At 41.6% G+C, this 12,795-nt stretch carries 12 protein-coding genes; 6 read left to right on the top strand and 6 right to left on the bottom strand.

Going from position 1 to position 12,795, the window contains the following annotated elements; translation table 11 throughout:
• Positions 1 to 3: 3 nt before the first annotated feature.
• The gene (locus tag IPF86_01745; GenBank protein ID QQR50625.1) at positions 4 to 654 is read right to left on the bottom strand and encodes a hypothetical protein; all 651 of its coding nucleotides are present in this window, start codon (positions 652 to 654) and stop codon (positions 4 to 6) included.
• A 97-nt stretch (positions 655 to 751) separates the two neighbouring features.
• Between IPF86_01745 and IPF86_01740 the strand changes: the two genes are divergently transcribed.
• Positions 752 to 2,533 (top strand): carboxylesterase family protein, encoded by a 1,782-nt coding sequence (locus IPF86_01740; GenBank protein QQR50624.1) that lies wholly within the window; start codon positions 752 to 754, stop codon positions 2,531 to 2,533.
• 272 nt (positions 2,534 to 2,805) lie between these two features.
• On the opposite strand, the gene IPF86_01735 is transcribed toward IPF86_01740, so the two are convergent.
• The 3 genes from IPF86_01735 to IPF86_01725 all read right to left on the bottom strand — a co-directional run bounded on the left by IPF86_01735 (position 2,806) and on the right by IPF86_01725 (position 6,186).
• Positions 2,806 to 3,483, bottom strand: coding sequence for a hypothetical protein (locus tag IPF86_01735; protein QQR50623.1), 678 nt, complete (start codon positions 3,481 to 3,483; stop codon positions 2,806 to 2,808).
• A gap of 834 nt (positions 3,484 to 4,317) precedes the next feature.
• Complete coding sequence (xth, locus tag IPF86_01730; protein ID QQR50622.1) at positions 4,318 to 5,100, bottom strand: exodeoxyribonuclease III; 783 nt, start codon at positions 5,098 to 5,100, stop codon at positions 4,318 to 4,320.
• Between the two features lie 438 nt (positions 5,101 to 5,538).
• Positions 5,539 to 6,186 (bottom strand): class I SAM-dependent methyltransferase, encoded by a 648-nt coding sequence (locus tag IPF86_01725; protein QQR50621.1) that lies wholly within the window; start codon positions 6,184 to 6,186, stop codon positions 5,539 to 5,541.
• A 128-nt stretch (positions 6,187 to 6,314) separates the two neighbouring features.
• Here IPF86_01725 and IPF86_01720 point away from each other — a divergent pair, with 128 nt between their 5' ends.
• Complete coding sequence (locus IPF86_01720) at positions 6,315 to 6,524, top strand: hypothetical protein (GenBank protein QQR50620.1); 210 nt, start codon at positions 6,315 to 6,317, stop codon at positions 6,522 to 6,524.
• 429 nt (positions 6,525 to 6,953) lie between these two features.
• On the opposite strand, the gene IPF86_01715 is transcribed toward IPF86_01720, so the two are convergent.
• Positions 6,954 to 7,874 carry a tyrosine-type recombinase/integrase gene (locus IPF86_01715; protein QQR50619.1) on the bottom strand — a complete coding sequence of 307 codons (921 nt, stop codon included), beginning with the start codon at positions 7,872 to 7,874 and terminating at the stop codon, positions 6,954 to 6,956.
• Positions 7,875 to 7,931: 57 nt separating this feature from the next.
• Here IPF86_01715 and rpsO point away from each other — a divergent pair, with 57 nt between their 5' ends.
• From rpsO to IPF86_01700, 3 genes are all read left to right on the top strand, one after another.
• Entirely contained in the window at positions 7,932 to 8,192 is a 261-nt protein-coding gene (gene rpsO, locus IPF86_01710; protein QQR50618.1) for a 30S ribosomal protein S15, read from the top strand.
• Positions 8,193 to 8,519: 327 nt separating this feature from the next.
• Positions 8,520 to 9,038 carry an NYN domain-containing protein gene (locus IPF86_01705; protein QQR50617.1) on the top strand — a complete coding sequence of 173 codons (519 nt, stop codon included), beginning with the start codon at positions 8,520 to 8,522 and terminating at the stop codon, positions 9,036 to 9,038.
• A 173-nt stretch (positions 9,039 to 9,211) separates the two neighbouring features.
• Complete coding sequence (locus IPF86_01700; protein ID QQR50616.1) at positions 9,212 to 11,392, top strand: polyribonucleotide nucleotidyltransferase; 2,181 nt, start codon at positions 9,212 to 9,214, stop codon at positions 11,390 to 11,392.
• Positions 11,393 to 11,439: 47 nt separating this feature from the next.
• Here the strand turns inward: IPF86_01700 and IPF86_01695 are convergent, their stop codons facing one another.
• Entirely contained in the window at positions 11,440 to 11,829 is a 390-nt protein-coding gene (locus IPF86_01695; protein ID QQR50615.1) for a hypothetical protein, read from the bottom strand.
• 78 nt (positions 11,830 to 11,907) lie between these two features.
• On the opposite strand from IPF86_01695, the gene IPF86_01690 reads away from it, so the two are divergent.
• The gene (locus tag IPF86_01690; GenBank protein QQR50614.1) at positions 11,908 to 12,771 is read left to right on the top strand and encodes a hypothetical protein; all 864 of its coding nucleotides are present in this window, start codon (positions 11,908 to 11,910) and stop codon (positions 12,769 to 12,771) included.
• Positions 12,772 to 12,795: the final 24 nt, after the last annotated feature.

Raw genomic sequence — 12,795 nt, 5'->3', positions numbered from 1 at the left:
CCACTATGGGTCGGTTTTTGGTTTTGTCTTATTTTCTTCTTTCAATGTATTTAGTTTTCTCTGAACATTTAGTGCATAGGAACCGGCTTCCCGGTAGTGTTTGTTACTGTTTTCATCTTTCGAATCAACAAAAAGTCCTTCACGTACTTCAGTAGTGAAAGTATGCGTAGCAAAAACTTTTGCAACCCACACATGAATAAACTTTGGTAATCCAAATGATGCATTAGCAGTAACGAGAGCTTCTTCTGGGCTACTTGCTTCAATAGTACCTACTGCTTCATGCTGCTCACCACGTTTCTTTTGTGCAAAAACTTGATACGGTTCACATGGATGCTGTGTTTCTACTGCCGGCAATCTAGATTCAACCACATCGTATTTCCATCCATACATATTCACAGTTTCGACAATGCAAATATTCGACTCAGAAATAACTTGCCTGCGCCCATAGACTTCTTTTGCTAAAAGCAAAGCCATCATCGCATCTGATGCATGGAGGGAACCGACGTGGACAAAAGGTTTCTTCTCAGATTTTCGAACAAATACTTCATAGTTTCCACCATGTTCACCATAATTTACTTTCACTGTTTCACTATCGGATGGCAAGTCCATTCGTAAAATTCTTGGATCAACAATTGGTTCTTTGATTTTTGACATAGGACATGTATTTACCTCAAAGCTTAGATGAGTAATATTCTTTTGTCAAAACACTACCGAACGTGACAAAACCCCAAATTTACTGTAGTATTTGCGCATGAAAAAATATCCTACCTTCCATAGCCTAATCGTCATACTGTGCCTCATATCTATAGCACTACCAAGCCAAACAATCGCAAAAACTAAGGGAAGTAGCTCTACGTCTTCATCAGCTCACGTACTTCAAGTTATCAAAGATGCCTACACTAATATCCACACACTCCTACCACAAGGTTCACGTGGCGCAGGTAGCACTACAGCAAAAGATACGGAGCCCTGCACTAACCCCAATGCTTCTGGGTTACGGTACTGTAACTTTATTTTCCCTGAATCAGTCGTTGGCATGACAACCTATACCTATGCACCTGATGTGCCCAAAGCGATAGAGAACGGCACCGCCGACCTCCTCATCGATGTATTCGCACCGATCAATGACACGGACGCACTTCGCCCAATAATCATTTTTGCCCATGGGGGTGGAGGTGAGCGAACAAATAACTCTATTCAAGAATGGTGCAAAAACAGATTTGCTGTACGCGGCTATGTTTGTGCGAGCATCGATTATCGAGGTGCAACAGAAGTACCAGGTGAATTTACTATCCAACTCCAGAATATTGCACTCTCGGATATGCAGGCGGCGGTTCGATGGACTCGAGAGAACAGCACCATGCTTGGTATTGACCCAAACAAAATAATTTTGATGGGCAGTTCTGCTGGCGCGATTACTGCAATCCAAGCATCCGTCATGGGCAACAACCAAGATGCTGATATGTTCGATGATCCCAAATCAAACACAACACACAAAGATGAACCTTCATGGAGCTGTATGGCAGTGACACTTGCTGGTGCCGTCAATGGAACAATAGATACTTATCTCGACCACAATGATTCACCAGCCGCTATGTACCACGGAGAAGAAGATACTAAAGTATTCTACGAGGAAGCTGTTGCAACAAAAAATAAAATGAGTAGTCTTGGTATACCGACTACTCTTTTATCGTTTCCAAATACTGGCCATGATCTGGGCCACACAGAAGAAATCGAAGCTGATCTTTTGCCGAAAATCTATACAGCAACCGTGATTGAAGGATGCCCACCAGCCTACAGCAACATCACACACATCCCAACAGACGGAATAGTAGTCGTTGACCAGACCACCGGCACAACAAGCGGCGGCGGGGGAGGAGGGACAGTTTCTGGTGGCAGCCCGTTAGTACCGATCGAAAACAAATCAACTGATACGCCAGCCATGCAAGCAAATCTTGCATGCCCATATCTAAAAGAGCCAATATATATTGAGAAAGCTAATAATCCAGATGAAGTAATGAAACTAGAAAAATTCTTGAATGAGCATGAAGGTGAAAAACTTAGCATCGACGGTATATTTGATGTCAACGACATTGCTGCAGTAAAACGATTCCAAATAACATATGCTGATCGTATTCCAGCATTACCGGGCGTTAACTTGCCACTTGGCAATGTTGGATCAGTGACACAAAACGAGATCAATATTCTCACCTGTATGCCAACACTTGATGCATGTCCAGCATTTGTTGAATACAATTCGACTACTCGAAACAACACTTCACCTGAAATCTTCAAAACCAAACAAATGCTTACTATACTTGGCTACTACGACGGCCCAGTGAATGCTATGTTTGATGAAACTTTAAAAAATTCTCTCAGTGAATTCCAACAAACCTTCCATAGCTACGTGCTCGATCCAGGTGGCTTTACTTCAGGTATCAAATCATCACTCACTAATAAATTCTTGAACAAGTTCTTGGGCTGCAATACTCCCGCAGTCAAAGTTGGATTGTTTAAATGGTTTAATTATTAAAAATGGGGAATAAGAAAACCACTCGCGAGAGTGGTTTATTCTTTTTTAGAAGTTAGACTCAAAAAGATTGCGACATACACCGGCACTGTTACACAAAGCGCAGCAATCAGAACACTTATATCATCGATTTGCACAATACAGTATCCAGCAATGAAAAGCATTACAAAAAACATGAGTAGTTGCATAGGGAATCATTTGACTCAACCTTATGCTTTTTTATAAAAATTGCAAAGAAAAAACCAGCGAATGAGCGCTGGCTTGGTAAAGTAATGTTATTCCTTTAGAATCGGAACCTTTTCGATCCCTGTACTGCTTTGAATAATAACGAAGTAAAGTTGACCATTTTGCAGATTACTACCGTCAGTGCGCATTTGCACACCCATTCGATCGACAATCATGACAATTGATTCATCCTCGGACAAATCAAGCTCTGCTACTGAATGCAACATCACTCCATTATTTAGATAATAGAACTGCTGAGATGAAACATCACAGCCTCCTTCTGTTGCAAATGCCCAGTACGTGCCTGTTCTTTTCATCTTATACGTTGGCCCAGTAATCACTGTTCCATCTGGTTTCATTAAGAAAGATCCATTCCTCATCCACCTGATTGTTTCAAATGCCGATGCATTATCGACTGTAAGTAGATTACTATTATTACTTACAGTGGCCTCCTGTTCGTCAGGGAATGCATCTTTATACACGAACACTGTTTGTGAAGTGTAAACGCATCCGTTATTAGGATTCGTTAGTGTGTAGAAATATGCACCTTCTTCAATAACCGGCTCCAGGTATTGGGAGTTCACCCCAGTTGACCAAACGACATTATCGGTTTGGTATGTCTGTGCAGGCACTATGTTAACCTGGAGAGCCAATTGAACTCCGGGACAAACATGTACCTCATTTGTCCAATCAACTGGATGCTGGACAATATAATGTGTCCATTTCATCTGGAGATCCGGGGCATTTAAATTACAATCCTGCGCTTTCACAGGTTGAGTCAAAAAAATGCTCCAGAAAGAAGCAACACAAGAGAAAAGATTTTTTTCATGTACGATTTTTTTGTTTTTTATGAAATTCAAAAGAAAATGGCTGCTCATCCAGCCGAGTAAACATCATAGCATGATATAGTTTTATTGTCAAATAAACCCCGAAACATTGCTGTTTCGGGGTTTTGTTATGATGCTTTTATTAAGGGCTGATCACGCTCAAATGCAACGATCTCAAATGCATTAACCCATCCAGGTCTTCTTTTGAAAAGTTCACGCAATGCTGCATACGTGCGCGGACTACTATAAGAAACTTTTGGATAATCGAAGTGCGACTTGTTCATCCTGGTATTCAGGTATGTTTATGAGCCATTTGTTTCGCAATTCAGAAATATATACATCTTGTATACCCAGATACATACTATATTCATTATCAATATTCCTCTTCTGTTGATATGTTAACTTATCATTTGTGAGTAAACTTTTATATAGAAACCATCCAAGTTCTTCTTTACTCTTTTGAAAGGAAAAAGTTTTGGCTTTATTTTTTCTGAAACATTCAAGGAGAATGTCACATAAACAAGGGCCGGTTAAATCTTTAAGTTCGTATAGTGAAATTATTCGAAGTTCCATTTTGTCTCATTTATGTAAAATGAATTTTTTAAACTATATCATAAATATGATATATAGTCAAATAGACTGAGGCAACAAAAAACCAGTTGGGGGTAAACACCAAACCCCAACTGGCAGCAATTTACTAACCTTAAGAACTAATATAGCAAGTGTAACGCTCACTTAAAATATGTCAAGCAGTATCGGACAATGGTCGCTACCGTAGTAATCAGAAAGGATACTCGTAGCCTTGATATCTTTGACGAGTTCTGGGGAAACAAAGAAGTAATCTATCCTCCAGCCGACATTGCGGTCACGAGCAGCAGTCTTTTGGTCCCAGTACGTATAAGCATCAGCTTTGGTTGGATATTTATGACGGAAGACATCGACATACCCATGTGCTATTACTTCATCGATCCAGGCACGCTCGATAGGGAGGAAGCCTGTATTTTCTTCATTAGCCTTAGGTCGCGCTAGGTCGATCTCTTCATGGGCAGTGTTAATGTCACCGCAGAAAATAATTTTCTTGCCGTCTTTGCGAAGTCGATCAATAAATTTCAGAAATTCATCGTAGAACTTGAGCTTGAAGTCGAGCCGTACTGGCCCGCCGCCGCCGTTGGGGAAGTAGCAATTGATGAGCGCAACAACGCCAACCGGTGAATCAAAATAAGTCACCATCGTCCGACCTTCATCATCGAGATCTTTTACCGTAAATCCGACATGGGTGCTCGTGGTTTTTATTTTTGTATACGTTCCGACACCGCTGTAACCTTTGCGACCTTTAGAGTGAGAGAAGAATGCTTGGTAGGAAGGGATGTTTCTAATTTCATCAGGCAATTGTTCTGCCTCAGCTTTGGTTTCTTGGATACAAACCATATCAGGCTTGTATTTGGTAAATAATGGCAGAAAAAGTCCCGCTTTGTGAGTACCTCTGATGCCATTGGTGTTCCATGAAATGATTCTCATAATTATATAAACAAAGTATAGATAAAATATAAACTCATAGTAATAACTTCTCGCCCTGTAACAAATTTTCTGCGCATGCGGTAGTAAATTTTGATACTAAGGTGTTCCAGCTAATAATTCGCATTTGGTAAAAATTAATAATTAAAAATTATGAAAACAGTATAGCAAATTCAGGGAACTTGACAAATAGTGTATTACATGCTAAACTTAATGTAATAAAATTTAATAAGGTTAGTAAGATCGATAAGACTCCCAAAGCAAAGAATTATACATAGGGAGCCGAGAGAAGTGTTAGCGACTGAAATTCCGTAAGGATAAGTAGAGTCGAAACAATCCTCGGAGATGTGTCTACAGAATCACAGTGATTCTGGAATCCATTCAACAAGTGGAGACCTCTCAGATGAGCATATGACAAACCCGGAATGACGTTCCGGGTTTTTATTTTTTCCGAAGTAGCATGACGAGGTAGGCGAGGCTTTCGCGACCTTCGATGTATTCAATACGTTTACTCATGAGGGCATATTCCTCACCAAAGAGTTCCATGATTTCTTCTGGTGTAAAAAAGTGATAGTGCACATCTTCATAATCATACTCAGCATCTGCGTGTGCCTTAGGAGTCCAAGTAAGATATGATGTTGTCTCGCGAGAGAGAAGCACGAGGAGCGCATAGCCACCAGGCTTGAGTACGCGATTGATTTCTCGAACATAGGTTACGCGGTCAGGTGGATAGAAATGCTGCATGAGCCCAAAGTCGAGCACTCCATCAAACGACGCATCAGTAAAGGGAATATCTAGCGCATTGCCTTCGACAAAACGAAGCGAGCTTGCCATGTCGTTCACACGCACTTCTTCATTATTGTCAGTAACTATTTTCTTCACGTAATCGAGACCGATCACTTTGTAGCCCAAGCGTGCTAACTCAAGCGGAAATCTACCACGACCCGAACCAACATCGAGAAGCATTGATCCGGCAGGTAAGTAGCGAAGCAAATCGCGACCCTTAAGTTTGTATGGCATCAATGTCCAGAAGTCACTGCCAGTACGATACGCTCGTTGAAAATATTTTTTCGCAGAAGAATAATCCATTACTTTATAGTATAGCGCATGACATACATTAGATGAAGTGCATATATGCACAGTTAACACTTTTCATTTTATTTAAAAGAGGTATACTCGTCTTTAGACATTTTTCATCGTTCTTAAATAACAATTCTATGCAAAATCAAACTGAATCATTTACGATGACTGATTTAATGCCAGGCAAAAAGAAGTTCAAAATATTTAAACAGGAGTTTCACCCTTTCTTCAATGGGGATGAATTTACTACAAAAATTAATGATGAATTAACTCCAGTAACAAAGAATGCGGTTACACTGAGTTCATCAATACTTCCTGGGCGAACATTTGCACCTACAGAATGTTAAACGTGATTTAACCTTAAAATCCATGACTATTTTGTAGGCACTTGACAAATTTGTTACTTTGGTATATGATACTGGTAACCAAAAATTGTTACTTATGAGGAACACAAATCTCGGCCGCGCAGGCCCCGCTACTCAGTATGCTGAGGCACCCTGCAAAAAAAATTATTCGCATTTAATCCACTCCGGCACTGCAGCTGTTCCGCGGTAGAATAACCCGGGCCAGGTGAAGAAACCTCAAAAATTAAAGCCGCCAACTCCGTGGTCTTGGCAACCTAACCTACGTACCAACGTAGTAATGCATGGAGTAAACAAAAACTGTAACCACACTGCGCGGCATGTCCCGCACCGGAAAACCCGGGACTACCGCAAAAAAAAATGATCTGATCCAGAGTTAATTATTTAATGCCCCCAATAATTTGGGGGTATTTTTTATTTCTTACTATGAAACTTTTTATGTATTTCTTTCAATTGTCGATCGGTGACATGCGTATAGACCTGTGTCGTTGCGATGTTGGCATGACCGAGCATCATCTGCACACTTCTAATATCAGCGCCATTTGATAGCAAGTCTGTTGCAAATGAGTGACGGATGATGTGGGGCGTTACCTTTTTTGATATACCAGCTTTGATAGCATAGTGTGCCACCATTCGCTCGATGGAGCGAGGGGATAGGCGAGTACTGCCGTCCATACTTTTTTTCTTGGATGTCTGAGTAAAGAGTGGTTCATCCATGTCTTTCCGTAATTTTAAATACGCACGAATTGCATCTTTAGCTTCGTCTGAGAGAAATACCACACGGACTTTCTCACCTTTACCGCGAATAGAGAATTCATCTTTTGATAAATCCAAATCTCGATTGAGTGAGCAGAGCTCAGAGAGACGTAATCCTGTGGAGAAAAAAAGGGCAAGGATTGCTCGGTCACGAAGCCCTTGCACATCAGTTTTGGCAGGTGCATCAAGGAGTCGTGTCAGTTCATCACCACCGATGAGATCAAGTTCTCGTACGCCGACTTTGGCAAGCTCGATCCGCTCAGGAGAAAGCGACGTAATGCCTCGCTTCATCAAGTATTTGAGAAATCTCCTAACGGCAATCAAGTAATAGTTCTGCGTATTTTTCTTCATCGTACCGCTCCGCTGGCCGCGAGTTCGCGACCCAGACTGGCGATTGAGGTGCAGACGAAATTCTCGTACCGTATCATCTGTTATGGCATTCACGTCGGTGATTTTGGCAAAGGCAAAAAATTTAGTGAGGTAGTGCGAGTAGTTGGCAACGGTTTTCAAGCTGGAACCGCGCTCGATTTCCATATATTCGAGGAATTGACGCTTTAAGGTATCAATAGAGGCACTCATATGGTCAGTATAGCATGGGGGCTTGCATTTTTCCTTTAAATATGCTACTATTTCCCCATGTTAACGACAAAGAAAAAACAGAAAATCATCAAGGAAAACCAGGCGCATGCTACAGATAGCGGCTCTCCTGAAGTCCAGATTGCCATGCTTTCAGCCTCAATCGGCGAACTTGCGACCCACCTCAAGAAACACAAGAAAGACAACCATTCTAGGCGTGGACTTATCAAAATGGTTTCTGATCGCCGAACTCACCTCAAATATCTCGAGAAGAAAGACAAGACTCGCTACGCCAAAGCCCTCAAAAAAATCAAAGAGTAATGCTTGAAAACCGCCCCGCATGTGCGGGGCGGTTTTCCCTCGTCCGACTGAACAATCGTCCGGGCAGATGTTATACTAAATCGAAGAATAATCTACTTGTCTGTAAGAAAATTTTTTTACTGCGGAACTCACCTTGTGGTAACAAGGTTCAAACAGTCCTCGTTACAAAAATTCTCTTACAGACAAGCAACGAGCTTGCAGTATATATTTTTCGAAATGAGGACAAGCGCGACCTAACAGACTGCGCCCCGCAATGAGAAAAATATATACTGCAAGCGAAACATTTTAATACTAATTAAGTAAACAATTTTTTATACTAAGAACTATATGTCAATTATTAAACACAAAGAACAACGCGTCGCTGTATTTATCGATACACAAAATCTCTACCACAGCGCACGCAATTTATATAAAGCGAGAGTGAACTTCGGAGCCATCGTCAAAGATGCTGTTGCGGGCCGTCAGCTCGTGCGAGCGATCGCCTACGTCATCAACACTGAAGCTGGTGATGAGAAAGCATTTTTTGAAGCCTTGACGAAAATGGGCATCGAAACTAAGACCAAAGACCTCCAAATATTTATGGGCGGCGCCAAGAAAGGCGACTGGGACGTCGGACTCGCTGTTGATGCGATCACGATGGCACCAAAGCTTGACGCAATCATACTCGTCGCAGGTGACGGAGACTTTATCCCGCTCGTTGAATACTTGCAGATTCATTCAGGTATCCAAGTCGAAGTCGTCTCATTCGGTAAATCATCATCAATGAAACTCAAAGAAGTCGCAGATGACTTCATGGACCTATCAGAAAATCCAAGGAAATATTTGCTCGGCCAAGGACGAAGATAACAAAGAAATTCCCGAACAAATTTGTTAGGGAATTTCTTTTTATTAAAAACTTCCAGAATCATCCATTTTCTGCTAGGCTAAAATTATTAGCAATAATCGAGGTCAAAAGACAGGTAGTAGTGTTCCATAGTAAGTGGAGGAACAATACTAAAGTTTTTTGATCTCAAAAAATAATGAAAATAAAAGAATACACACTCGAGCTCGCTGGTCGGACAATTACGGCCGTGTTCTCTGATCTGGCTGATCAGGCGCATGGTTCAGTCATGCTTAAATGTGACAACACAGTCGTCTTGGCTACTGCTGTCATGTCAAAAGATGGCAATAATAATCCAGGATTTTTTAACCTGACTGTTGAATACTTAGAAAAGTTTTATGCATCTGGCTCTATATTGGGTAGCCAGTATAACCGTCGCGAGGGACGACCCAGTGACAAAGCAGTCCTCGCATCGCGCGTCATCGATCGAACGATCAGACCACTGTTTGAGCACCATATTAAAAATGCCGTACAGGTTGTGGTAACAGTCATCGCGCTCGGTGACTGTGATCCTACGATCTTGGGCATCAATGCTGCATCACTTGCGATCGCAGTTTCTGATATTCCATGGAATGGACCAGTCGGTGCTGTGCATGTTGGCAGATTGAAGGGCGTGCCAGATACCGGTATCAATCTCTATGTAGCACCCGGCGGTGAACCACAGTACGATCTTGATCTGACGGTCTGTGGACGCGAAGGGCATATCAATATGATCGAAGCATTGGCATTTGAAATTCCTGAAAATGAATTAGGTGATGCATTTGACCTCGCTGTGAAACATATCACAATCCTAGAGACATTCCAGAAGCAAATCGTGAGCGATATCGGCAAAACGAAAAAAATCTTCGCTGTCCCGACCGTAACAGATGACATCAAAGACTTGTTTCATGCTCATATCGAGAAAAGTATGATGACAGATCTTTTCGGCACTGAGAGTAAGAAAATGATTCATGGACTCGAAGACAAATGGAACGAACTCGTCGCAGAAAAGTATGGTGCTGATGAGAAAAATAAAGAACTCCTCGCAACTGCAAAAGATTATTTCAGTAATGAAGTTGATGCATTCCTCCACAAAGGTGCACTCGAGGAGAACAAGCGTGCTGACTTGCGCACAATGGATCAAGTTCGATCACTCGAAGCGATCGCCGGCGGACTATCAACATCGCTCCATGGTTCAGGTATTTTTTATCGTGGCGAGACACATGTACTATCAGTACTAACACTCGGCGGACCAGCTGATACGTACATGCAAGAAGGCATGGAAGTCAGAGGTGAGAAACGTTTCATGCACCATTACAACTTCCCACCGTACTCAGCCGGCGAGACTGGACGACTCGGTGGTATCAACCGCCGTGAAATGGGACATGGCTTCCTCGCAGAAAAAGCACTCTGGCCAGTGATGCCAAACAAGCTCGACTTCCCATACACAATTCGCGTCGTCTCAGAATCAATGGCGTCGAACGGTTCAACATCGCAAGCATCAATCTGTGCTGCATCGATCGCACTCATGGATGGTGGTGTGCCGATCAGCCGACCTGTCGCAGGTATCGCCATGGGACTCATGCTCGACACAACGTCACACAAAAATTATAAAATCCTAACTGACATCCAAGGTCCCGAAGATCACTACGGTGATATGGATTTCAAAGTTGCAGGCACTCGTGTTGGTATCACCGCACTCCAACTCGATATCAAAGTCGACGGCATACCACCAGAGATTTTGAAAGAATCCCTTCTCCAAGCCAAGAAAGCACGTCTCGAAATTCTCGATGTGATGGAGGCGACGATACCGAAACCACGTGCAGATATTTCTCCAAAAGCGCCAAAAATTTTAGTATTGAAAATCAGACCTGATCAAATCGGTATGGTGATCGGCTCAGGCGGCAAAACAGTCAATGCCATTCGCGAAGATACAGGTGCAGAGATCACCATCGAAGATGATGGCACAGTGTATGTCACCGGCAAGGAAGGCGGCGCTGAAAAAGCTAAAAAAATAATCGAAGAGATGACGCATGAATATGTGCCTGGCGAACGATATGAAGGAGAAGTGGTAAAGATTATTGAGGTCGGCGCTATCGTCAAAATCGGCATGCAAGCTGAAGGTCTCGTACACATATCTGAGATCGGTAGCTTCCGAGTGAACCGCGTCACTGATGTTTTGAAAGAAGGCATGCGCGTACCGGTTAAAGTCGTCGGTGTTGATAAAGAACGCAATCGTATATCACTGTCGATCCGTGAAGCTGACAAAGACTTCATCAAGAATCCGTACCCACCAGCTATTCCAACACCACCAAAACCAACTCCTCCACCAGAGCAATAATAAATTTGGAAAAGAAAAAAACCGACTCGATGAGTCGGTTTTTGAATTTACGAAAACATTCTTTTTATTGCTTCTTCCATTCCATATTTTGGTCGCAATTCTTTATAATACTTATCCTCAAGTTCCAAAAGTCGGGGAATTTCTTTTTCGACAAATGTATTACAAACAATTTTTATATCACCACCTTCTTTAACTCCTTTGAGTCCAACTTTGTATTGTGCTCTCGCTAGATAGGAAAGACCCAAGAATACATCATCTTTGCCTGAACGTGAAAGTTCAGAAATCATAAAATCAAGTTCTGGTAGCTCAATATTTTCAATTACTTCTCGAATAACCATATTTTCTTCTTGAGCACGAATAGTGATTTGATCAGCAGCGCCTTCAAAAAAATTCTTGACGCCATCTATCATTTGCTTGTTGAATCCGCAGAGTGCCATTGGTTTTGATTTAAGTTAACAATTTTTCTAAGCATACAATGCTATTGACACCATTTCAAAAAATGCGATAGTTATATTATGATAGTAAATAAAAAGTTTACTCACAATATTTTCCCGGGAAGCGTAATAGGGTTGAAAGGCGCAATCGTACTTGAGCTTGTTGCTGGTGAAAAGGATAGCCTCGAATTAATGGATTTAGTTGCAAGACCATTTGACGCAACGAAACAAGCTTATTACAAAGCACTTCGTGAGCTTATTAAAGAAGAACAGGTAATAAAACATGGACGGCGTGTATCGTTAAATATTGTTTGGATTGCAAAAATTGCCAAATTTGTTGAACAAGCAGAGAGTGCATACGGTATTGTTAAGAGGCTTTCCAAACGAGAAGGACGCATACAGTCATATACGTTCACATCAACTACCGAACTTGATATTTATTGGGCACATCTTTTTCTACTGTTGGCCGAAGAACTAAAAGGTGAACCAATATTTTTCTATAACCATCATGAGTGGTTCATGTATGACAGGCCAGAAGCTGAAAATAACTTATTTGATTTAATCAAGAAGAAAAGGCACCAACTCTTCACAACACTTGGTGTGCAGACACCAATGGCAATTTCTTTTAAGAAAAAATATCAGACCGATACTGTCCAAGTTGCAATCGATGAGAGTTTCAATTTTCCCCTCACAGACAATATTGTCGTGATGGGAGACTATATCATTACGACTCGCTATGATGAGAAAGTTGCAAATGAAATCGACATATTGTTTAGAGCGCTAAAAGTATATGACGAAGAAGCTGACAAGAAACTACGAGCAATATTATCCAAGCACAGGAAGTCCAAGATACTTGTCGATCACAACAAATCAAAAGCCCATATACTCAAAAAACGCTTTACGAAAAATTTTGTCATTCCTAAAAATCTGGAGGACAAAATATAAAAAACCAGACATTCTGTCTGGTTT

It is taken from the genome of Candidatus Nomurabacteria bacterium, from assembly GCA_016699085.1.
GTDB lineage: Bacteria > Patescibacteriota > Minisyncoccia > Phycocordibacterales > UBA9973 > CAZLWF01.
Note: the sequence above shows the minus strand (reverse complement) of the source record. Positions and strands in the feature narration are given on the sequence as shown.

Bases quoted from the DNA above. Each gene is read 5' to 3' on its own strand.
- IPF86_01745 (QQR50625.1), bottom strand. From the start codon at position 654: ATGTCAAAAATCAAAGAACCAATTGTTGATCCAAGAATTTTACGAATG.
- IPF86_01740 (QQR50624.1), top strand. From the start codon at position 752: ATGAAAAAATATCCTACCTTCCATAGCCTAATCGTCATACTGTGCCTC.
- IPF86_01735 (QQR50623.1), bottom strand. From the start codon at position 3,483: ATGAAATGGACACATTATATTGTCCAGCATCCAGTTGATTGGACAAAT.
- xth (QQR50622.1), bottom strand. From the start codon at position 5,100: ATGAGAATCATTTCATGGAACACCAATGGCATCAGAGGTACTCACAAA.
- IPF86_01725 (QQR50621.1), bottom strand. From the start codon at position 6,186: ATGGATTATTCTTCTGCGAAAAAATATTTTCAACGAGCGTATCGTACT.
- IPF86_01720 (QQR50620.1), top strand. From the start codon at position 6,315: ATGCAAAATCAAACTGAATCATTTACGATGACTGATTTAATGCCAGGC.
- IPF86_01715 (QQR50619.1), bottom strand. From the start codon at position 7,874: ATGAGTGCCTCTATTGATACCTTAAAGCGTCAATTCCTCGAATATATG.
- rpsO (QQR50618.1), top strand. From the start codon at position 7,932: ATGTTAACGACAAAGAAAAAACAGAAAATCATCAAGGAAAACCAGGCG.
- IPF86_01705 (QQR50617.1), top strand. From the start codon at position 8,520: ATGTCAATTATTAAACACAAAGAACAACGCGTCGCTGTATTTATCGAT.
- IPF86_01700 (QQR50616.1), top strand. From the start codon at position 9,212: ATGAAAATAAAAGAATACACACTCGAGCTCGCTGGTCGGACAATTACG.
- IPF86_01695 (QQR50615.1), bottom strand. From the start codon at position 11,829: ATGGCACTCTGCGGATTCAACAAGCAAATGATAGATGGCGTCAAGAAT.
- IPF86_01690 (QQR50614.1), top strand. From the start codon at position 11,908: ATGATAGTAAATAAAAAGTTTACTCACAATATTTTCCCGGGAAGCGTA.